Below are 19,681 nucleotides of genomic sequence, written 5' to 3' on the forward strand. Positions count from 1 at the left end.
CTCGCCGGCGTCGAAACCCGGCGTACCTAACGAGGAGATCGGTTCGTGACGATCCGCGTAGGCATCAACGGCTTTGGCCGCATCGGTCGTAACTACTTCCGCGCGCTGCTGGAGCAGGGTGCGGACATCGAGATCGTGGCTGTCAACGACCTGGGTGACACTGCGACCACGGCCCACCTGCTGAAGTACGACACCATTCTGGGTCGTCTGAAGGCAGAGGTCAGCCACACCGCCGACAGCATCACTGTCGACGGTCACACCATCAAGGTGCTCTCCGAGCGCAACCCGGCCGACATCCCCTGGGGTGAGCTGGGCGTCGACATCGTCATCGAGTCGACCGGCATCTTCACCAAGAAGGCCGACGCCGAGAAGCACATCGCGGGCGGCGCCAAGAAGGTCCTCATCTCGGCTCCGGCCAAGGACGAGGACATCACCATCGTGATGGGCGTCAACGAGGAGAAGTACGACGCGGCCAACCACCACGTCATCTCCAACGCCTCCTGCACCACCAACTGTGTCGCGCCGATGGCCAAGGTTCTGGACGAGAACTTCGGCATCGTCAAGGGCCTCATGACGACGGTCCACGCGTACACGAACGACCAGCGCATCCTGGACTTCCCGCACTCCGACCTGCGTCGCGCCCGCGCCGCGGCGGAGAACATCATCCCGACCACGACCGGTGCCGCCAAGGCCACCGCTCTGGTGCTCCCGCAGCTCAGGGGCAAGCTCGACGGCATCGCGATGCGCGTCCCGGTCCCGACCGGCTCCGTCACCGACCTGGTCATCACGCTGGAGCGCGAGGTCACCCGCGACGAGGTCAACGCCGCGTTCCAGAAGGCCGCCGAGGAAGGCCCGCTCAAGGGCAAGCTCGTCTACACCCAGGACCCGATCGTGTCCTCGGACATCGTCTCGGACCCGGCTTCCTGCACCTTCGACTCCCTGCTCACCATGGCAGAGGGCACGCAGGTCAAGGTCATCGGCTGGTACGACAACGAGTGGGGCTACTCCAACCGCCTCGTCGACCTGACCGTCTTCGTCGGCAGCCAGCTCTGACCGTCGGATCGGCAGGCACCTCGATGTGAGCAAGGGGCTCGGACAGCGCAACGCAGCGCCGTTCGAGCCCCGTTGCATGCTTCCCCGCCCTCCAAGGAGTCCAGCAAGATGAAGACGATCGACGAACTTCTCGCCGAAGGGGTCACCGGCAAGCGCGTATTCGTCCGCGCCGACCTCAACGTGCCGCTGAGCGGCACCACCATCACCGACGACGGCCGCATCCGCGCCGTCCAGCCGACCGTGGAGAAGCTGGCCGCGGCCGGTGCCCGGGTCATCGTCGCCTCGCACCTGGGCCGCCCCAAGGGCGCCCCGGACCCGGCCTTCTCCCTGGCCCCCGCCGCCGCCCGGCTCGGCGAGCTGATCGGCGCCGACGTGGCCTTCGCGACCGACACGGTCGGCGAGTCCGCCCGTGCCACGGTCGCCGCGCTCACCGACGGCAAGGTCGCCGGCATCGAGAATCTCCGCTTCAACCCCGGAGAGACGTCGAAGGACGACGCCGAGCGCGGCGCGTTCGCCGATCAGCTCGCCGAGCTCGCCGATGTGTACGTGGGCGACGGCTTCGGAGCCGTCCACCGCAAGCACGCCTCGGTCTTCGACCTCCCGGCCCGGCTGCCGCACGCCGCGGGCGACCTGATCGCCACCGAGGTCGGCGTCCTGAAGAAGCTCACCGAGGACGTCGCGCGCCCGTACGCCGTCGTGCTCGGCGGCTCCAAGGTCTCCGACAAGCTCGGCGTCATCGACCACCTCCTGGAGCGGGCCGACCGCATCCTCATCGGCGGCGGCATGGCGTACACCTTCCTCAAGGCCCAGGGCCACGAGGTCGGCAGCTCCCTCCTGCAGGAGGACCAGATCCCGGCGGTGCTGGAGTATCTGAAGCGGGCCGAAGAGAAGGGCGTGGAGTTCGTGCTCCCCGTCGACGTCGTGGTCTCCGAGCAGTTCCCCGACCTCAAGACCAAGGCCCCGAGCCGGCACACCACCGTGCCCGCGGATGCCATCCCGGCCGGTGTGATGGGTCTGGACAACGGACCCGAGACCAACAAGCTGTACGCCTCGAAGCTCGCCGACGCCGTCACCGTCTTCTGGAACGGCCCGATGGGCGTCTTCGAGCACCCCGATTACGCCGAGGGCACCCGGGCAGTCGCCCAGGCCCTCGTCGACTCCGAGGGCTTCAGTGTCGTCGGCGGTGGCGACTCCGCCGCGGCCGTCCGCATCCTGGGCTTCGACGAGAACGCATTCGGCCACATCTCGACCGGTGGCGGCGCCAGCCTCGAATACCTCGAGGGCAAGACGCTTCCCGGCCTCGCCGCACTGGAGGACTGACCTTTCATGAGCACCCGTACCCCGCTGATGGCGGGCAACTGGAAGATGAACCTCAACCACCTCGAGGCCATCGCACACGTCCAGAAGCTCGCCTTCGCCCTGGCCGACAAGGACTACGACGCCGTCGAGGTCGCCGTCCTGCCGCCCTTCACCGACCTGCGATCGGTGCAGACGCTGGTCGACGGCGACAAACTGAAGATCAAGTACGGCGCCCAGGACATCTCGGCACACGACTCCGGCGCGTACACCGGTGAGATCTCCGGTCCCATGCTCGCCAAACTGAAGTGCACCTATGTGGCCATCGGCCACTCCGAGCGCCGCCAGTACCACCACGAGACCGACGAGATCGTCAACGCCAAGATCAAGGCCGCGTACAAGAACGGCCTGACCCCGATCCTGTGCGTCGGCGAGGAGGAGTCGGTCCGCGAGGAGGGCCGCCACGTCGCGCACACCCTCGCGCAGGTCGACGGCGCGCTCAAGGACATTCCGGCCGAGCAGGCCGAGTCCATCGTGATCGCGTACGAGCCGGTCTGGGCCATCGGGACCGGCAAGGTCTGCGGCGCCGACGACGCCCAGGAGGTCTGCGGGGCCATCCGCGGCCGGCTCGCCGAGCTGTACTCCCAGGAGCTGGCCGACGCGGTCCGCATCCAGTACGGCGGCTCGGTGAAGTCGGGGAACGTCGCGGAGATCATGGCAAAGCCCGACATCGACGGTGCGCTGATCGGTGGCGCCGCTCTCGACGCGGACGAATTCGTCAAGATCGTCCGCTTCCGCGACCAGTGAGTATGCGGTAGCGCGGATCCGTCGTACCCTTGCGGGGGCCGAGGAGGTGCGTCCTCCCGGCCTCCGTTGTCCGTCAGATCCGTTAGAGCAGTCCAAGGGAATTCCGGAAAGTAGGGACCAGCCGTGGTTATGGGGTTCTCGATCGCCCTGATCGTCTTCAGCCTGCTGCTGATGCTGCTGGTGCTGATGCACAAGGGAAAGGGCGGCGGCCTCTCCGACATGTTCGGTGGCGGTATGCAGTCGTCCGTCGGTGGCTCGTCGGTCGCCGAGCGAAACCTCGACCGGATCACCGTAGTGGTCGGTCTGGGATGGTTCGCGTGCATTATTGTGCTTGGTCTGCTGATGAAGCTGGACAACTGACCCGCCGTCCGCGATTCCCGGTGAGGGTGTAACTCCTTTCACTGGACGCGCGTTGGGCCTTACGTAGACTGGGGCATCTTCGAGCACCATCACGCAGGGAGTTACGACCGTGGCAAGTGGCAACGCGATCCGGGGAAGCCGGGTCGGAGCGGGGCCGATGGGGGAGGCCGAGCGGGGCGAGTCCGCGCCGCGCCTCCGCATCTCCTTCTGGTGCTCGAACGGGCACGAGACGCAGCCGAGCTTCGCCAGTGACGCGCAGACACCGGAGACTTGGGACTGCCCGCGCTGTGGTTTCCCGGCCGGCCAGGACCGGGACAACCCGCCGGACCCGCCGCGCACCGAACCGTACAAGACGCACCTTGCGTATGTACGCGAGCGGCGCAGCGATGCGGACGGCGAGGCCATCCTCGCCGAGGCCCTCGCAAAACTCCGGGGCGAAATCTAAGAGTTGTTCACCGGCCGGTCACCCCCAGGGTGCCCGGCCGGAGTGCATTTGTCGGCGCCGCAGCTCTCTGTCGCCTCGCCCACCCCTCTGATCAATTAAGTTGGAGGGGCAGCGGGGCATGTGCAGGCACGAGAAGAAGTGGGCTGATATCCGGGATGAACGCACAAAGCCGAACCAAGCTCAATCAGACGCCCGAATGGACCGCTCTCGGCAAGCACCGTGAGCAGCTCGGCCAGACCCATCTGCGGCAGCTGTTCGCGGACGATCCCGAGCGCGGCACCGGATATACCCTCCGGGTCGGCGATCTGTATCTCGACTACTCCAAGCACCTGGTCACCGACGAGACGCTCCGGCTGCTGCGCGAGCTCGCCGACGCGACCGGTGTCGCCGAGCTGCGGGACGCCATGTTCCGTGGCGAGAAGATCAACACCACCGAGGACCGCGCTGTCCTGCACACCGCGCTGCGTGCCCCGCGCGACGCGGTCATCGAGGTCGACGGCGAGAACGTGGTGCCCGCCGTGCACGCCGTGCTCGACAAGATGGCGGCCTTCGCCGACCGCATCAGGTCGGGGGAGTGGACCGGTCACACCGGCAAGCGGATCAAGAACGTCGTCAACATCGGCATCGGCGGCTCCGACCTCGGTCCCGCCATGGCGTACGAGGTGCTGCGCTCCTTCACGGACCGCTCGCTCATCGTCCGCTTCGTGTCCAACGTCGACGGGGCCGACCTGCACGAGGCCGTCCGCGACCTCGACCCGGCCGAGACGCTCTTCATCATCGCGTCGAAGACGTTCACCACGATCGAGACCATCACCAACGCCACCTCCGCCCGCGACTGGCTGCTGACCGGTCTGCGCGCCGACCAGGACGCCGTCGCGAAGCACTTCGTGGCACTGTCGACGAACGCCGAGAAGGTCGCGGACTTCGGCATCGACACCGCCAACATGTTCGAGTTCTGGGACTGGGTCGGCGGCCGCTACTCGTACGACTCCGCCATCGGCCTCTCGCTGATGATCGCCATCGGCCCGGACCGGTTCCGCGAGATGCTCGACGGCTTCCACCTCGTCGACGAACACTTCCGCACCGCTCCGCCGGAGGCCAACGCCCCGCTGCTGCTCGGCCTGCTGGGTGTCTGGTACGGCGCGTTCTTCGATGCTCAGTCGCACGCCGTGCTGCCGTACAGCCACTATCTGTCCAAGTTCACCGCCTACTTGCAGCAGCTGGACATGGAGTCCAACGGCAAGTCCGTGGACCGGGACGGCCATCCGGTCGAGTGGCAGACCGGACCGGTCGTCTGGGGCACGCCCGGCACCAACGGGCAGCACGCCTACTACCAGCTGATCCACCAGGGCACCAAGGTCATCCCGGCCGACTTCATCGGCTTCGCCGAGCCGGTCGCCGATCTGCTGCCCGGACTGGTCCCCCAGCACGATCTGCTGATGGCCAACTTCTTCGCCCAGACCCAGGCGCTCGCCTTCGGCAAGACGCCGGACGAGGTCCGTGCGGAGGGCGTCGCCGAGGAGCTCGTGCCGCACAAGACGTTCCGGGGGAACCACCCCACGACCACGATCCTGGCCGACCGGCTCACGCCGTCCGTCCTCGGTCAGCTGATCGCGCTGTACGAGCACAAGGTCTTCGTCCAGGGTGCCATCTGGAACATCGACTCGTTCGACCAGTGGGGCGTCGAGCTCGGCAAGGTCCTCGCCAAGAAGATCGAACCGGTGCTGACCGAGACGGCGGCGGCGGGGGGCGGCGAGCAGCTGGACAGCTCGACCGCCGCACTGGTCGCCGCGTACCGCACGCGCAGGGGTCGCTGAGCCGGATGACCCCGGGGGAGAGGGCGGTACGGCTCCGGCCGCCGAACAGCACGCCGGACCCGAGCGCCGTCACCCGGTGGCGGCCGAGCGGCCGCCGACCGCGGCGGTCCTCGGCGTGGCGTGTGCCGTCCTCTTCCCCGTCGGTGGCTCGTACGGGGCCGCGGCCCCCGGCATCGGCTTCGCCTGCGAGGCCGTACCGGGGCTGCTGGAGGCCTTCCTGGGGAGTGCCCGACCCGGTCAGCCGTGCGTCGTGTCGATGACGCAGAAGCGGTTGCCCTCGGTGTCCGCGAGCACCACGAAGTCCGGGTCCTGCGGATACAGCTGCCAGTCGACCTGGGCCGCCCCGAGCGTGAGCAGCCGCTCCACCTCGGCGTCCTGCTCCTCCGTGTACAGATCCAGGTGGACCCGGGGGACCTCCTGCACGGGGGACTCGCTCAGCCCCAGGGACAGCCCGACGCCCTGCCCGTCGGCCGGCACCAGCACCACCCAGTCGCCCGTCGCCGGCTCACGCTCCACATGGCCGAGCGCCGCCGTCCAGAAGGCGGCCGCCCGACGGACGTCCGACGCACCCATCACCACGGTTCCGATACGCACCATGGCCGGAGCCTTTTACGGCGAAGGCCCGGTCCGCTCCTGAGAGCGGACCGGGCCCGACGTACCGCAGTACTGACGACCGCTCAGGGAGAGGCCGGCGGATACAGTGCGCGCGGCAGCCGGGAGGCCGCCGCAGCATCCAGCAGCCACAGGGTGCGGCTGCGTCCGTACGCGCCCGCCGCCGGGGCCTGGATCTCCCCGGCGCCCGACAGCGCGATCTCCGCGGCCTCCGCCTTGTCCTCGCCCGCCGCGAGCAGCCACACCTCGCGCGCGGCCCGGATCGCGGGCAGCGTCAGCGAGACCCGGGTGGGCGGCGGCTTGGGAGCGCCGTGCACACCGACGACGGTGCGCTCGGTCTCCCGTACCGCGGGCAGCTCCGGGAACAGCGAGGCGACATGCGTGTCCGGGCCCACGCCCAGCATCAGCACATCGAACGTCGGTACCGGGCCGTGGTCCTCCGGACGGGCCGCGGCGGCCAGTTCGTCGGCGTACGCGGCCGCGGCGGCGTCGGCGTCGTTGCCGCAGGGGCCGTCCGACGCGGGCATCGCATGGACCAGGGACGGGTCCAGCGGCACCGAGTCCAGCAGGGCCCGGCGGGCCTGCGTGACATTGCGCTCCGGATCGCCCTCCGGCAGGAACCGCTCGTCGCCCCACCACAGTTCGAGCCGCGACCAGTCGATCGCGTCCCGGGCGGGCGCCTCGGCGAGAGCGGCCAGCAGGCCGTTGCCGTTGCGTCCGCCGGTGAGCACCACCGAGGCGTGACCGCGCGCGGCCTGGGCGTCCACGATCTTCGTGATCAGCCGGGCGGCGGCGGCCTGCGCCATCAGCTCCTTGTCGCGGTGCACGACAAGTTGAGGGGCACTCACTTCGCTGCCGCCTTCTTCGCCGCAGTCTTCTTCGCGGCTGCCGGTGCGGCGGCGGTGGCGGGCTTCTCCGGCTCGGCGGACTTCGGCTCCGCCGCGCCGCCGAGCCGGTCCACGCCGAACTTCACCGCGGACGCGTAGATGTTGTCCGGGTCGAGACGCCGCAGTTCCTCGGCGAGCAGTTCGGCGGTCTCCCGTCGCTTGAGCGCCACCGCACGGTCCGGCTGCCCCTCCATGCAGAGCGTGGCCAGCGAACCGTCGGGCCGGTCCAGGACGATGGTGCCGCCCTTGGTCTGCATCCGTACGGCCGTCAGACCGGGACCGGCGGAACGCGTGCGCTCCACCGGCACGCCCAGCCGGTCCGAGAGCCACATGGCGAGCAGCTCACAGCTCGGGTTCTCGGACTCGCCCTCGACCGTCGCCGAGAGGACCTCGACGGGCTTCTGGTCGAGTGCGGCCGCGAGCATCGAGCGCCACGGCGTGATGCGGGTCCAGGACAGATCGGTGTCGCCCGGGGTGTACGACTTGGCGCGCACCCCGAGTTCGGCGCTCGGGTGCTCCGCCGAATACGCGTCCGTGATCCGGCGCTGGGCGAGTGCGCCCAGCGGATCATTGGCCGGGTCCTCGGGCGCGCCCTCGGGCCACCACACCACGACCGGGGCGTCCGGCAGCAGCAGTGGCAGGACGACCGACTGGGCGTGGTTGGCAAGTTCACCGTGCAGTCGCAGCACGATGGTCTCGCCGGAGCCCGAGTCGGAACCGACCCGCACCTCGGCGTCGAGCCGCGCGTCGCGCCGGCTGCGCGGCGAGCGGCTGACCCGCTTGATCACCGCGATGATGCGCGAGGGGTGCTCGCGCGAGGAGTCGCCGGCCGCCTTCAGGGCGTCGTACGCGTTCTCCTCGTCGGTGACGACCACCAGGGTCAGCACCATGCCGACAGCCGGCGAGCCGGCGGCACGCCGGGCCGACACCAGCGCCTGGTTGATCTTGCTGGAAGTGGTTTCCGTGAGATCGATCTTCATGGCCGACGCCAGCTCCGTCCATCTCGTGCGAGCATCTCGTCCGCCTCGGCCGGACCCCAGGTGCCCGCCGCGTACTGCGCGGGCTTGCCGTGCTTGTCCCAGTACTCCTCGATCGGGTCGAGGATGTTCCAGGAGAGTTCGACCTCCTGGTGGCGGGGGAAGAGGTTGGCGTCGCCGAGCAGCACATCGAGGATGAGCCGCTCGTACGCCTCCGGGCTGGACTCCGTGAAGGACTCGCCGTAGGCGAAGTCCATCGTGACGTCCCGGACCTCCATCGAGGTGCCGGGGACCTTGGAGCCGAAGCGCACCGTGACGCCCTCGTCCGGCTGCACCCGGATGACCAGGGCGTTGCCGCCCAGCTCCTCCGTCGCACCGGACTCGAAGGGCAGGTACGGCGCGCGCTTGAAGACGACCGCGATCTCGGTGACCCGGCGGCCGAGCCGCTTTCCGGTCCGGAGGTAGAACGGCACGCCCGCCCAGCGGCGGTTGTTGATCGTCAGTTTGATCGCGGCATAGGTGTCGGTCTTCGACTTGGGGTCGATACCGTCCTCCTCGAGGTAGCCGAGCACTTCCTCGCCGCCCTGCCACGCGTGCGCGTACTGGCCGCGCACGGTGTGCTTGCCCAGGTCCTCCGGCAGCTCCACCGCCGTGAGCACCTTGAGCTTCTCGGTCACCAGGGCCTTCGGGTGGAAGGAGCCGGGCTCCTCCATCGCCGTCAGCGCCAGCAGCTGGAGCAGGTGGTTCTGGATGACGTCACGGGCTGCCCCGATGCCGTCGTAGTAGCCGGCCCGGCCGCCGATGCCGATGTCCTCGGCCATCGTGATCTGGACATGGTCGACGTACGACCGGTTCCAGATCGGCTCGAACATCGTGTTGGCGAAGCGCAGCGCCAGGATGTTCTGGACCGTCTCCTTGCCCAGGTAGTGGTCGATCCGGAAGACCTCGTTGGGCGGGAACACATCGTGCACGAGCTGGTTGAGCTCCTGCGCGCTGGCGAGGTCGTGGCCGAACGGCTTCTCGATGACGGCGCGCCGCCAGGAACCCTCCTTCTGGTCCGCCAGCCCGTGCTTCTTGAGCTGCTGGACGACCTTGGGGAAGAACTTCGGCGGCACGGACAGGTAGAAGGCGAAGTTGCCGCCCGTGCCCTGTTCCTTGTCGAGCTCCTGGATGGTGGCCTTGAGGGTCTCGAAGGCGTCGTCGTCGTCGAAGTTGCCCTGGACGAAGCGCATCCCCTGGATGAGCTGCTGCCAGACCTCCTCACGGAACGGCGTACGCGCGTGCTGCTTGACCGCGTCGTGGACCTCCTGCGCGAAGTCCTCGTCGTGCCACTCACGGCGCGCGAAGCCGATGAGCGAGAAGCCCGGCGGCAACAGACCGCGATTGGCCAGGTCGTAGATGGCGGGCATCAGCTTTTTACGGGACAAATCGCCCGTGACGCCAAAGATGACCAGGCCCGACGGCCCCGCGATACGCGGGAGCCGGCGGTCCTGGGCGTCACGGAGCGGGTTGGCTCCGGGAACACCAGACAAAGTGGTCAGCCCTCCGAAGGGGCGAGGCGCTTGAGCTCCGCCTCGGTGGAGTTGAGCAGGTCGATCCAGGACGCCTCGAACTTCTCGACGCCCTCGTCCTCGAGGAGCTGTACGACGTCGTCGTAGGAGATCCCGAGCTTTGCGACGGCGTCGAGCTCGGCCCGCGCCTGGGCGTAGGTGCCGGCGATGGTGTTGCCGGTGACCTCCCCGTGGTCGGCCGTGGCCTCCAGGGTGGCCTCGGGCATGGTGTTCACCGTGCCGGGGGCGACCAGGTCGACGACGTACAGCGTGTCCTTGTACGCGGGGTCCTTCACGCCGGTGGAGGCCCACAGCGGACGCTGCCTGTTGGCCTGCGCCTTGTCCAGGGCGGCCCAGCGGTCGGAGGAGAAGACCTCCTCGTACGCCTCGTAGGCCAGCCGGGCGTTGGCGAGCGCCGCCTTGCCCTTCAGCGCCTTGGCCTCGTCGGTGCCCACCGCGTCGAGCTGCTTGTCGATCTCGGAGTCCACGCGGGACACGAAGAACGAGGCCACCGAGTGGATCTTGGAGATGTCCAGGCCCGCGGACTTCGCCTTCTCCAGGCCCGCCAGGTAGGCGTCCATGACCTCGCGGTAGCGCTCCAGCGAGAAGATCAGCGTGACGTTGACGCTGATGCCCCTGCCGATGACCTCGGTGATGGCCGGCAGACCGGCCTTCGTCGCCGGGATCTTGATGAGCGTGTTCGGCCGGTCCACCAGCCAGGCGAGCTGCTTGGCCTCGGCGATCGTGGCGTCGGTGTGGTGGGCCAGCCGAGGGTCGACCTCGATGGAGACCCGGCCGTCCTGACCGTCCGTGGCGTCGAAGACCGGCCGCAGGATGTCGGCGGCGTCACGGACGTCCGCCGTCGTGATCATGCGGATGGCCTCGTCGACCGTGACCTTGCGGGTCGCGAGGTCGGTGAGCTGCTGCTCGTAACCGTCGCCGTGCGAGATGGCCTTCTGGAAGATCGACGGGTTGGTGGTGACGCCCACGACGTGCTGCTGGTCGATCAGTTCGGCGAGGTTGCCGGACGTGATCCGCTTGCGCGACAGGTCATCGAGCCAGATCGCCACGCCCTCGTCGGAGAGGCGCTTGAGTGCGTCTGTCATGAGAATTGCATCTCCTACTAGTCGTATAACGGCGTCAGCGCGTGACGTCGGCGAGGGATTCCCGGGCTGCGGCGGCGACGTGCTCGCCGGTGAAGCCGAACTCGCGGAAGAGGACCTTGGCGTCGGCCGAGGCACCGAAGTGCTCCAGCGAGACGATCCGGCCGGCGTCACCGACGTACCGGTGCCAGGTCAGGCCGATGCCCGCCTCGACGGCGACGCGGGCCTTCACGGACGGCGGCAGAACGCTGTCCTTGTACGCCTGGTCCTGCTCCTCGAACCACTCGACGGAGGGCATCGACACGACCCGGGTCGGGATGCCGGCCGCCTGCAGCTCCTCGCGCGCCTCGACGGCGAGGTGCACCTCGGAACCGGTACCGATCAGGAGGACCTGCGGCTCCGCGCTCTGCCCGTCGGTCCCTTCGGAGTCGAAGAGCACATAGCCGCCCTTGGCCGCGTCCTCGTTCGCCTCGTAGGTCGGCACGCCCTGGCGGGTCAGCGCCAGACCGTGCGGGGCGCCCTTGCCGAACACCTTGGTGTAGCGGCGCAGGATCTCGCGCCAGACGATGGAGGTCTCGTTGGCGTCGGCCGGGCGGACGATGTTCAGGCCCGGGATGGCGCGCAGCGAGGCCAGGTGCTCCACCGGCTGGTGGGTCGGGCCGTCCTCGCCGAGACCGATCGAGTCGTGCGTCCACACGTACGTCACCGGCAGGTGCATCAGCGCGGACAGACGCACGGCGTTGCGCATGTAGTCGGAGAACACCAGGAAGGTGCCGCCGTAGATGCGGGTGTTGCCGTGCAGTGCGATGCCGTTCATCGCCGCGGCCATGGCGTGCTCGCGGATACCGAAGTGGATCGTTCGGCCGTACGGGTCCGCGCCCGGCAGCGGGTTGCCCGCCGGGAGGAACGACGACGTCTTGTCGATCGTGGTGTTGTTCGAGCCGGCGAGGTCGGCGGAGCCGCCCCACAGCTCGGGGATGATCTCGCCGAGCGCCTGGAGCACCTTGCCGGAGGCGGCGCGGGTGGCGACCGCCTTGCCCGGCTCGAAGACCGGAAGCTTGTCCTCCCAGCCCGCGGGCAGCTCGCCCGCCGAGATCCGGTCGAACTCGGCGGCGCGCTCCGGGTTGGCGGTACGCCACGCGGCGAACTTCTTCTCCCACTCGGCCTTGGCCTCACGGCCGCGGTCCAGCGCCTCACGGGTGTGCGAGATGACCTCGTCGGAGACCTCGAAGGTCTTCTCCGGGTCGAAGCCCAGGACCTTCTTGGTCGCGGCGACCTCGTCGTCGCCGAGCGCCGAGCCGTGCGAGGCCTCGGTGTTCTGGGCGTGCGGGGCCGGCCAGGCGATGATCGAGCGGGCCGCGATGAACGACGGACGCTCGGTCTCGGCCTTGGCCGCCTGCAGCGCGTCGTAGAGACCCGCCGGGTCCAGGTCGCCGTTGGGCAGCTGGGCGACGCGCTGGACGTGCCAGCCGTACGCCTCGTACCGCTTCAGGGTGTCCTCGGAGACCGCGGTCTCCGTGTCGCCCTCGATGGAGATGTGGTTGTCGTCCCAGAGCAGGACCAGGTTGCCCAGCTTCTGGTGCCCGGCCAGCGAGGACGCCTCCGCGGAGATACCCTCCTGCAGGCAGCCGTCACCCGCGATGGCCCAGACCATGTGGTCGAAGGGGGAGGTGCCGGGGGCCGCCTCCGGGTCGAACAGACCGCGCTCGTAGCGGGCGGCCATCGCCATGCCCACGGCGTTGGCGACACCCTGGCCCAGCGGGCCCGTCGTCGTCTCGACACCGGTGGTGTGGCCGTACTCCGGGTGCCCGGGGGTCTTCGAACCCCAGGTACGGAACGCCTTGAGGTCATCGAGCTCCAGGCCGTACCCGGCCAGGTAGAGCTGGATGTACAGGGTCAGGCTGGTGTGGCCCGCCGACAGCACGAACCGGTCGCGGCCCGTCCAGTCCGCGTCGGCGGGGTCGTGCCGCATCACCTTCTGGAAGAGGGTGTACGCGGCGGGAGCCAGGCTCATCGCCGTACCCGGGTGGCCGTTTCCGACCTTCTGTACGGCGTCGGCGGCAAGGACGCGGACAGTGTCCACGGCCCGCTGGTCCAATTCGGTCCACTGGAGGTCTGTGGTGGTCGGCTTGGTGCTCACCCTGAGTCAGGGCTCCTCTCCACTGTTGTAAACCGGTGACTGTGACCGCACCGGACATTGTCGAGCCTACCCCCGACGGAACCCGCAATTTCCGGGTGCTTTCCAGGGTGCAGGCGACCCGCGAAGTTCGCCTCCCGTATGAGCGGGAGGGCTCACTTCTGCGCTACTCCAATGAGCGCGACCAGCTACTTCTGCGCCACTCCGATGAGCGTCACTCCTTACTTATGTGCCTCTCCTGCGCGGCGCTTCTGCACCGCTTCCCTACAGCACTTCTGTGCCACTCCAACACGACCCCACCCCCGCGAAGAACGGCCTGTCCCCAACGTCTACAGTGGTCTGGTTCGCGCAAGTCTTTACTGGGCCTTCATGTCCGGAGCTTGCTGGGATTTCTCTGTCAGGGGTGTGCGTGACGGCCGTCGAGTCCCGACCCGCAGGGGTCGCCTTGACTCCGAGCCCAGGGGGCCATCGCCCGTTCGGGGCCCGTGTCAAGGCATTTGTGGCGCTGACCAAGCCGCGGATCATCGAGCTGTTGCTGATCACCACTGTTCCGGTGATGTTCCTGGCCGCTCAAGGTGTGCCCGACCTGTGGCTCGTGCTCACCACCACCATCGGCGGATATCTCTCCGCGGGCGGTGCCAATGCGCTCAACATGTACATCGACCGCGACATCGACGCGTTGATGGACCGTACGTCGCAGCGCCCACTGGTGACCGGCATGGTGAGTCCGCGCGAATGCCTGGCCTTCGGCATCGCCCTCGCGGTGATCTCGACGCTCTGGTTCGGACTGCTGGTCAACTGGCTGTCGGCGGCGCTGTCGCTCGGCGCGCTGCTCTTCTACGTCGTCGTCTACACGATGCTGCTGAAGCGCCGCACCGCGCAGAACATCGTCTGGGGCGGCATCGCGGGCTGCATGCCGGTCCTCATCGGCTGGTCCGCCGTCACGAACTCGGTGTCGTGGGCCGCCGTCATCCTCTTCGCCGTCATCTTCTTCTGGACGCCGCCGCACTACTGGCCGTTGTCGATGAAGGTGAAGGACGACTACGCCCGGGTCGGCGTTCCGATGCTTCCGGTCATCGCCTCCAACCGGGTGGTGGCCCGCCAGATCGTCATCTACAGCTGGGTGATGGTGGCCGTCTCGCTGCTGCTGACCCCGCTCGGCTACACCGGCTGGTTCTACACCTCGGTGGCGCTGCTCACCGGCGGGTTCTGGCTCTGGGAGGCACACGGCCTGCAGAACCGGGCCAAGGCCGGGGTGTCCGGTGCCAAGCTCAAGGAGATGCGACTGTTCCACTGGTCGATCACCTATGTTTCGCTGCTGTTCGTCGCTGTCGCGGTGGACCCCTTCCTGAGGTGACCCCCGCTTCTGCTCCTGCCGACGGGCGGGTGACGTGGCCCATGCCACGTCACCCGCCCGTCGCCAGTTGATCTACCCGTCGGTAGCATCCGTTGCATGGCAGAGACGGCAGAAACCCAGCAGGTTGACGACAGCAAGCAGGCCGCCCGCGCGGAGCGCAGGGCAGCCAGGCTCGCCAAGCAGATCGGCGCCTTCGCCAAGGCGCACGGCGGCGCCGAGGGGCAGCTCGCGTACATCGGGCAGATGGGCGCCCGCATCGTCCTGGTCGGCGCGGACGGCGGCTGGGGCGACCTGGTCGCACCGTCGTACGCGGTCGCCGAGAGCGCCACCGCGAAGGCCGGGATCACGATGCACGAGTCCTTCGACGGCGAGTTCGCCGCCAGGGTCCGCACCGGTCCCTACGAGTGGACGCGGATGGCCGGGATCCAGGTCGGCGGCCCGTCCAACAAGGCCTGACCGGACGCCGGGGCCGCACCCGAGGGCGTGCGGGGCGCGTATCCAGGTGGCGCAGGAGCAACACCTCGCACCGGGTTCACCCGTTAGGACGTGTACACACACGTCGTCGCAGGGAGCCCCGGATGACCGACATACTGCCCGTGGCGGATCTGGTCGACCAGCACTGCCACGGGGTGCTCCGGACCGAGCTGGGCCTCGGCACCTTCGAGGCCCGGCTGGCGACGGCCGCCGCCACGGCCGGCGCCGGGCAGCCCGCCCCCGGCACCACCTTCTTCGACACCCAGACCGGCTTCGCCGTGCGCCGCTGGTGCCCGCCGCTGCTGGGCCTCGAACCCCACTGCCCACCGGCCGGCTATCTGGCCCGCCGCCGGGAACTGGGCGTGGTGGAGACCGGCCGACGGCTGCTGCGCGCCACCGGGGTCTCCACCTATCTCGTCGACACCGGGCTCCCCGGTGACCTCACGGGCCCCGCCGAGATCGCCGTCGCGTCCGGGGCCGACGCCCGCGAGCTCGTCCGGCTGGAGTCGCTGGCCGAGCAGGTCGCCGACACCTCGGGCACCGTCGAGAGTTTCCTCGCCAACCTCGCCGAGGCCGTGCACACCTCCGCCGCCTCCGCCGCCGCCTTCACCTCCGTCGCGGCCGCACGCCACGGCCTGGATCCCGACCCGGGGCCGCCCGGGCCGGGCGCGGTGCGCGGCGCGGCCGGGCGATGGCTCGCCGGGCGGGAGGCGGAACGCAGAGCGGCACGCACCGGCGGGGGCGGCCCGCGTGCGCCGTACGCGGCCCCCGACGACCCGGTGCTGTTGCGGCATCTGTTGTGGACCGCCGTGGCCTGCGGGCGGCCGCTGCAGCTCGATCTGCACTCCACCGACCCACGGCGGCTCGCGGGCTTCGCCGCCGCCACGACCGGGCTCGGCAGCGATCTGGTGCTGCTGCACAGCTACCCGTACCACCGACACGCCGCGCAGCTCGCGAGCGTCCATCCGCATGTGTACGCCGACGTGGGAGCCGCCCTCGCCCGGACGGGGGCGCGCGCCGCGGCCGTCCTCGCCGAGGTCCTCGAGCTGGCCCCCTTCGGCAAGCTGCTCTTCTCCAGCGGCGCCGAGGGGCTGCCGGAACTCCATGTGGTGGGCGCGCGGCAGTTCCGCGAGGCGCTCGGCCGGGTGCTGGGCGGCTGGGTGGCGGACGGCGCGTGGTCGCGCGCCGACGCCACGCGGGTCGCCGCGATGATCGCCTCCGGCAATGCGCGCAGGGTGTACGGGCTGACGTGAGGGGGGCTCAGCCCTTGTCCTTCTTGTCCTTGTCGGGGGCCTTCCCGTGGGATTCGGCCGCCGGAGCGAAGCGGGCTCCCTGTTTCTCGGCCCAGCCGCGGAAACCGGACATGTGGGTGGGCGTCGAGAAATGACCGGGGTCCTCTCCCGTGCCCGTGCGCAGCAGCACGTACTGGCACCCCTGGCAGTGCTTGAGCTCCGGTCCCTGCGTACCCCCGGTCGCGTACACCCGGTCCGCGAAGCGGGCGGCCCTGTCCCGTTCTTGCACCGCGGTCCGGACCGAGGCACGGGCGATCGCGGCCCCGAGCGGGATCAGGACGATCAGCAACCCGAGCCGGCGCCATGAGAAGTTCGCGAACAGGATGACCAGACCGATGACGACGACCAGCGAGGGCAGCGCGGTACTGACGCCGGGCAGCTTCGCCCGGGGGAGAGGCATCTCGTACTTCCCGCTCTCCGCGAGCGAAAGACCACGGTGAAAGCACCGGACGCGGTCCTGTCCCGTACACGAACCCATGTCCCACCCCAGAGACCGAACGAACGATCTGTGACGGCCTTCATGGTGGGGCCGGAGGGGTGTGTTCCTTGAAACCGTGACAGGAAATGGCCTTGAGGGGAAGTGAGCCGATCGCCGCCCTTGCGCTCAGCCGGCGGCTGCGGGCTCCGGCTGTTCGGCGGCGGGCCCGGGGACGGAGGCGACGGCCGAGGGGCGCTCGCGCAGCGACAGCACGACCCGCAGGACTGCGATCCACACCAGGCACGAGCCGAGCATGTGCAGCCCGACCAGGATCTCCGGGGTGTCGGTGAAGTACTGGACGTAACCGATCACGCCCTGCGCCATCAGCACCACGAAGAGATCACGGGTGCGGCGTTGCGGCCCGGCCGGCGCGTCGACGGCCTTCAGTACGAACCAGAGCGCCACCGTCAGCGCCACCACGACCCATGCGAGATCGGCGTGCAGCTGCGCGATCATCTTCCAGTCGAGCGGGATGCGGTGGACGTCGCTGGAGTCGCCCGCGTGCCGTCCGGCCCCCGTGACGACCGTGCCGACCGCGATCAGTAGACCGGCCGCGGCTGTCAGCAGCCAGGTCAGCTGTGAGACCGCCTTGCCCACCAGCGGACGGGGCTCGCCGTCGCCCTCACGGACCCGCTGCCAGGTCACGACGGCGACCGTGAGCAGCGCGGTGGAGAGCAGGAAGTGCGCCGCGACGGTGTACGGGTTGAGGCCGACCAGCACCACGATGCCGCCGAGCACCGCATTGCCCATGACCACCCAGAACTGTGCCCAGCCGAGCCGGGTGAGGCTGCGCCGCCACGGCTTCGCCGAGCGGGCGGCGATGATCGTCCAGCCGACCGCCGCGCACAGGACGTACGTGAGCATCCGGTTGCCGAACTCGATGGCGCCGTGGAAGCCCATCGCGCTGGTCGCTGTCAGGGACTCGTCGGTGCACTTGGGCCAGGTCGGGCAGCCGAGGCCGGAGCCGGTGAGCCGGACAGCCCCGCCGGTCACCACGATGAGCACGGCCATCACGACGGCCGACATCGCCGCCCGGCGGACCGTCCGGGGGGACGGAGTCCAGCGTTCGGCGATGCAGAGAAGCGGGTTCCGCGCGGCTTGAGCGACTTCGGCTCGGGTCAGCTTGGGCACGCGCACCATCGTAAGCGGCGGCTTGTGCAAGCTTTCACGAGGGGGACGAGTTACCCCGAACCGGCGGGCCGGAGCGGTCCTCCACGGTCACTCCCAGCGGAAGAACTTCGCCGCCGCGCCCAGCCCGAGCACCGCCCAGACCGCGAGGATCCCGAGATCCCGCCACGGCATCGAGGCACCGTGCTGGAGCACGTCCCGCAGTCCGTCCGACAGGGCAGCGATCGGCAGCAGTCCGAGCGCCGACTGCACCGCGCCCGGGAACTTGTCCAGCGGCACGATGACCCCGCCGCCGACCAGCAGCAGCAGGAAGACCAGATTGGCGGCGGCGAGCGTCGCCTCCGCCTTCAGCGTCCCGGCCATCAGCAGCCCGAGCCCGGAGAAGGCCGCGGTGCCGAGCACGAGGAGCAGCAGGACGGCGAACGGGCTGCCGTGCGGCGACCAGCCGAGCGCGAACGCGATCGCCGTCAGCAGCACGACCTGCAGCACCTCGGTGACCAGCACGGAGAGGGTCTTGGCGGTCATCAGACCCCAACGGGGCAGCGGTGAGGCACCGAGCCGCTTGAGCACGCCGTAGCGCCGCTCGAAGCCGGTGCCGATCGCCTGGCCGGTGAAGGCGGTGGACATGACGGCCAGCGCGAGAATGCCGGGCGCCAGGAAGTCGACGGACCTGCCCGCGCCGGTGTCCACGATGTCGACCGCGCTGAACAGCACCAGCAGCAGCGTCGGAATGATCACCGTCAGGAGCAGCTGCTCGCCGTTGCGCAGCAGCATCCGCGTCTCCAGCGCGGCCTGTGCGCCGATCATGCGGGGCAGCGGGGCGGCACCGGGCCGCGGGGTGTACGTACCGGCGCTCATGCGCGCAGCTCCTTGCCGGTCAGTTCCAGGAAGACGTCCTCCAGGGTGTGGCGCTCGACGGAGATGCCGTCCGGCATCACGCCGTGCTGCGCGCACCAGGAGGTGACGGTGGCCAGCAGCTGCGGGTCGACCTGGCCGGTGATGCGGTACGCGCCGGTGGTGAGCTCGGCCGCCTGCGTGCCGTCGGGCAGCGCCTTCAGCAGCGAGCCGAGGTCGAGACCGGGGCGGCCGGTGAAGCGCAGGGTGTTCTCGGCGCCGCCGCGGCAGAGCGTCTCCGGGCTGCCCTGGGCGATGACCCGGCCCGCGTCGACGATGGCGACGTCGTCGGCGAGCTCCGCGGCCTCGTCCATGAAGTGGGTGGTGAGGACGACCGACACACCGTCGGAGCGCAGTTCCCGTACGAGATCCCAGGTGGAGCGGCGGGCCTGCGGGTCGAGGCCCGCGGTCGGCTCGTCCAGGAACACCAGCTCGGGGCGGCCGACGACGGCCATCGCCAGGGCGAGCCGCTGCTGCTGGCCGCCGGAGAGGCGCCGGTAGGTCGTACGGCCGCAGCTGCCGAGGCCGAGGCGCTCGATCAGGGCGTCGACGTCCAGCGGGTGGGCGTGGAGTTTCGCCATGTGGCGGAGCATCTCGTCGGCGCGTGCTCCGGAGTGGACACCACCCGACTGCAGCATCACGCCGATCCGGGGACGGAGCTCGGCGGCGTCGGCGACCGGGTCGAGACCGAGGACGCGGACGGTGCCCGCGTCGGGCCGGCGGTAGCCCTCGCAGGTCTCGATCGTGGTGGTCTTGCCGGCACCGTTGGGACCGAGGACGGCGGTGACCGCACCGGTGCGTATGCCCAGGTCGAGGCCGTCCACGGCGGTCTTGGTGCCGTACCGCTTCACCAGGCCACGGATCTGCACGACCGGCTCGTTCTTCATGGCCGGTAAGTCTAGGCAGCGGCGCGGCGGGCGAGTCCCCCGGGGCCGAATTAGGTAACCCTAAGTGACGAACTCCACCATTGATCGTTTCGGACCGTGGTTGTCAGGGCCGGAGGAATTACGCAAC

Annotated in this window: 19 protein-coding genes; 9 read left to right on the forward strand and 10 right to left on the reverse strand. The window is 69.5% G+C overall.

Going from position 1 to position 19,681, the window contains the following annotated elements; all coding sequences use genetic code 11:
- Nucleotides 1-45 precede the first annotated feature (45 nt).
- The 6 genes from gap (at nt 46) to pgi (ending at nt 5,778) form a co-directional block, all read left to right on the forward strand.
- Nucleotides 46-1,053, forward strand: coding sequence for a type I glyceraldehyde-3-phosphate dehydrogenase (gap, locus tag OHA03_RS23455; RefSeq protein WP_030919775.1), 1,008 nt, complete (start codon nt 46-48; stop codon nt 1,051-1,053).
- Between the two features lie 108 nt (nt 1,054-1,161).
- Nucleotides 1,162-2,373 carry a phosphoglycerate kinase gene (gene pgk, locus OHA03_RS23460; protein WP_267005762.1) on the forward strand — a complete coding sequence of 404 codons (1,212 nt, stop codon included), beginning with the start codon at nt 1,162-1,164 and terminating at the stop codon, nt 2,371-2,373.
- Nucleotides 2,374-2,379: 6 nt separating this feature from the next.
- Nucleotides 2,380-3,156 (forward strand): triose-phosphate isomerase, encoded by a 777-nt coding sequence (gene tpiA, locus OHA03_RS23465; RefSeq protein ID WP_267005763.1) that lies wholly within the window; start codon nt 2,380-2,382, stop codon nt 3,154-3,156.
- Between the two features lie 129 nt (nt 3,157-3,285).
- On the forward strand, nt 3,286-3,516 hold the full coding sequence (gene secG, locus OHA03_RS23470) for a preprotein translocase subunit SecG (RefSeq protein ID WP_030919783.1): 231 nt from the start codon (nt 3,286-3,288) through the stop codon (nt 3,514-3,516).
- Nucleotides 3,517-3,625: 109 nt separating this feature from the next.
- Nucleotides 3,626-3,961 carry an RNA polymerase-binding protein RbpA gene (locus tag OHA03_RS23475; RefSeq protein WP_078852825.1) on the forward strand — a complete coding sequence of 112 codons (336 nt, stop codon included), beginning with the start codon at nt 3,626-3,628 and terminating at the stop codon, nt 3,959-3,961.
- Nucleotides 3,962-4,116: 155 nt separating this feature from the next.
- The gene (pgi, locus tag OHA03_RS23480) at nt 4,117-5,778 is read left to right on the forward strand and encodes a glucose-6-phosphate isomerase (protein WP_267005764.1); all 1,662 of its coding nucleotides are present in this window, start codon (nt 4,117-4,119) and stop codon (nt 5,776-5,778) included.
- A gap of 237 nt (nt 5,779-6,015) precedes the next feature.
- On the opposite strand, the gene OHA03_RS23485 is transcribed toward pgi, so the two are convergent.
- From OHA03_RS23485 to tkt, 6 genes are all read right to left on the reverse strand, one after another.
- Entirely contained in the window at nt 6,016-6,375 is a 360-nt protein-coding gene (locus OHA03_RS23485) for a VOC family protein (protein WP_267005765.1), read from the reverse strand.
- Between the two features lie 80 nt (nt 6,376-6,455).
- On the reverse strand, nt 6,456-7,238 hold the full coding sequence (pgl, locus tag OHA03_RS23490; protein WP_267005766.1) for a 6-phosphogluconolactonase: 783 nt from the start codon (nt 7,236-7,238) through the stop codon (nt 6,456-6,458).
- Entirely contained in the window at nt 7,235-8,257 is a 1,023-nt protein-coding gene (gene opcA / locus OHA03_RS23495) for a glucose-6-phosphate dehydrogenase assembly protein OpcA (RefSeq protein WP_267005767.1), read from the reverse strand. The genes pgl and opcA overlap by 4 nt, the downstream gene beginning before the upstream one ends.
- The gene (gene zwf, locus OHA03_RS23500; protein ID WP_267005768.1) at nt 8,254-9,786 is read right to left on the reverse strand and encodes a glucose-6-phosphate dehydrogenase; all 1,533 of its coding nucleotides are present in this window, start codon (nt 9,784-9,786) and stop codon (nt 8,254-8,256) included. The genes opcA and zwf overlap by 4 nt, the downstream gene beginning before the upstream one ends.
- Before the next feature lie 5 nt (nt 9,787-9,791).
- Nucleotides 9,792-10,910, reverse strand: coding sequence for a transaldolase (gene tal, locus OHA03_RS23505; protein WP_267005769.1), 1,119 nt, complete (start codon nt 10,908-10,910; stop codon nt 9,792-9,794).
- A 34-nt stretch (nt 10,911-10,944) separates the two neighbouring features.
- The gene (gene tkt / locus OHA03_RS23510; RefSeq protein ID WP_267005770.1) at nt 10,945-13,047 is read right to left on the reverse strand and encodes a transketolase; all 2,103 of its coding nucleotides are present in this window, start codon (nt 13,045-13,047) and stop codon (nt 10,945-10,947) included.
- Nucleotides 13,048-13,447: 400 nt separating this feature from the next.
- On the opposite strand from tkt, the gene OHA03_RS23515 reads away from it, so the two are divergent.
- The 3 genes from OHA03_RS23515 to OHA03_RS23525 all read left to right on the forward strand — a co-directional run bounded on the left by OHA03_RS23515 (nt 13,448) and on the right by OHA03_RS23525 (nt 16,128).
- Nucleotides 13,448-14,401: a heme o synthase gene (locus tag OHA03_RS23515; RefSeq protein ID WP_267005771.1), complete on the forward strand. Its 954-nt coding sequence runs from the start codon at nt 13,448-13,450 to the stop codon at nt 14,399-14,401.
- Between the two features lie 96 nt (nt 14,402-14,497).
- On the forward strand, nt 14,498-14,857 hold the full coding sequence (locus tag OHA03_RS23520) for a hypothetical protein (RefSeq protein WP_267005772.1): 360 nt from the start codon (nt 14,498-14,500) through the stop codon (nt 14,855-14,857).
- A 122-nt stretch (nt 14,858-14,979) separates the two neighbouring features.
- Entirely contained in the window at nt 14,980-16,128 is a 1,149-nt protein-coding gene (locus OHA03_RS23525; RefSeq protein WP_267005773.1) for an amidohydrolase, read from the forward strand.
- A gap of 7 nt (nt 16,129-16,135) precedes the next feature.
- Here OHA03_RS23525 and OHA03_RS23530 read toward each other — a convergent pair whose 3' ends face one another.
- From OHA03_RS23530 to OHA03_RS23545, 4 genes are all read right to left on the reverse strand, one after another.
- A complete protein-coding gene (locus tag OHA03_RS23530; protein WP_267005774.1) occupies nt 16,136-16,567 on the reverse strand; it encodes a hypothetical protein in 432 nt (143 codons plus the stop codon).
- A gap of 204 nt (nt 16,568-16,771) precedes the next feature.
- Nucleotides 16,772-17,785, reverse strand: a complete 1,014-nt coding sequence (locus tag OHA03_RS23535; protein ID WP_267005775.1) for a heme A synthase — start codon at nt 17,783-17,785, stop codon at nt 16,772-16,774.
- Between the two features lie 78 nt (nt 17,786-17,863).
- The gene (locus OHA03_RS23540; RefSeq protein WP_267005776.1) at nt 17,864-18,631 is read right to left on the reverse strand and encodes an ABC transporter permease; all 768 of its coding nucleotides are present in this window, start codon (nt 18,629-18,631) and stop codon (nt 17,864-17,866) included.
- Nucleotides 18,628-19,554: an ABC transporter ATP-binding protein gene (locus tag OHA03_RS23545; RefSeq protein WP_267005777.1), complete on the reverse strand. Its 927-nt coding sequence runs from the start codon at nt 19,552-19,554 to the stop codon at nt 18,628-18,630. Before OHA03_RS23545 ends, OHA03_RS23540 begins: the two co-directional genes overlap by 4 nt.
- Nucleotides 19,555-19,681 lie beyond the last annotated feature (127 nt).

Origin of the sequence: Streptomyces sp. NBC_00154 (assembly GCF_026342835.1) — a bacterium.
Taxonomy (GTDB): Bacteria; Actinomycetota; Actinomycetes; order Streptomycetales; family Streptomycetaceae; genus Streptomyces.

Coding starts and splice junctions, on each gene's coding strand:
- pgk (WP_267005762.1), top strand. CDS start 1,162: ATGAAGACGATCGACGAACTTCTCGCCGAAGGGGTCACCGGCAAGCGC.
- tpiA (WP_267005763.1), top strand. CDS start 2,380: ATGAGCACCCGTACCCCGCTGATGGCGGGCAACTGGAAGATGAACCTC.
- secG (WP_030919783.1), top strand. CDS start 3,286: ATGGGGTTCTCGATCGCCCTGATCGTCTTCAGCCTGCTGCTGATGCTG.
- pgi (WP_267005764.1), top strand. CDS start 4,117: ATGAACGCACAAAGCCGAACCAAGCTCAATCAGACGCCCGAATGGACC.
- OHA03_RS23485 (WP_267005765.1), bottom strand. CDS start 6,375: ATGGTGCGTATCGGAACCGTGGTGATGGGTGCGTCGGACGTCCGTCGG.
- opcA (WP_267005767.1), bottom strand. CDS start 8,257: ATGAAGATCGATCTCACGGAAACCACTTCCAGCAAGATCAACCAGGCG.
- tal (WP_267005769.1), bottom strand. CDS start 10,910: ATGACAGACGCACTCAAGCGCCTCTCCGACGAGGGCGTGGCGATCTGG.
- OHA03_RS23520 (WP_267005772.1), top strand. CDS start 14,498: ATGGCAGAGACGGCAGAAACCCAGCAGGTTGACGACAGCAAGCAGGCC.
- OHA03_RS23525 (WP_267005773.1), top strand. CDS start 14,980: ATGACCGACATACTGCCCGTGGCGGATCTGGTCGACCAGCACTGCCAC.
- OHA03_RS23530 (WP_267005774.1), bottom strand. CDS start 16,567: ATGCCTCTCCCCCGGGCGAAGCTGCCCGGCGTCAGTACCGCGCTGCCC.
- OHA03_RS23535 (WP_267005775.1), bottom strand. CDS start 17,785: ATGGTGCGCGTGCCCAAGCTGACCCGAGCCGAAGTCGCTCAAGCCGCG.
- OHA03_RS23540 (WP_267005776.1), bottom strand. CDS start 18,631: ATGAGCGCCGGTACGTACACCCCGCGGCCCGGTGCCGCCCCGCTGCCC.
- OHA03_RS23545 (WP_267005777.1), bottom strand. CDS start 19,554: ATGAAGAACGAGCCGGTCGTGCAGATCCGTGGCCTGGTGAAGCGGTAC.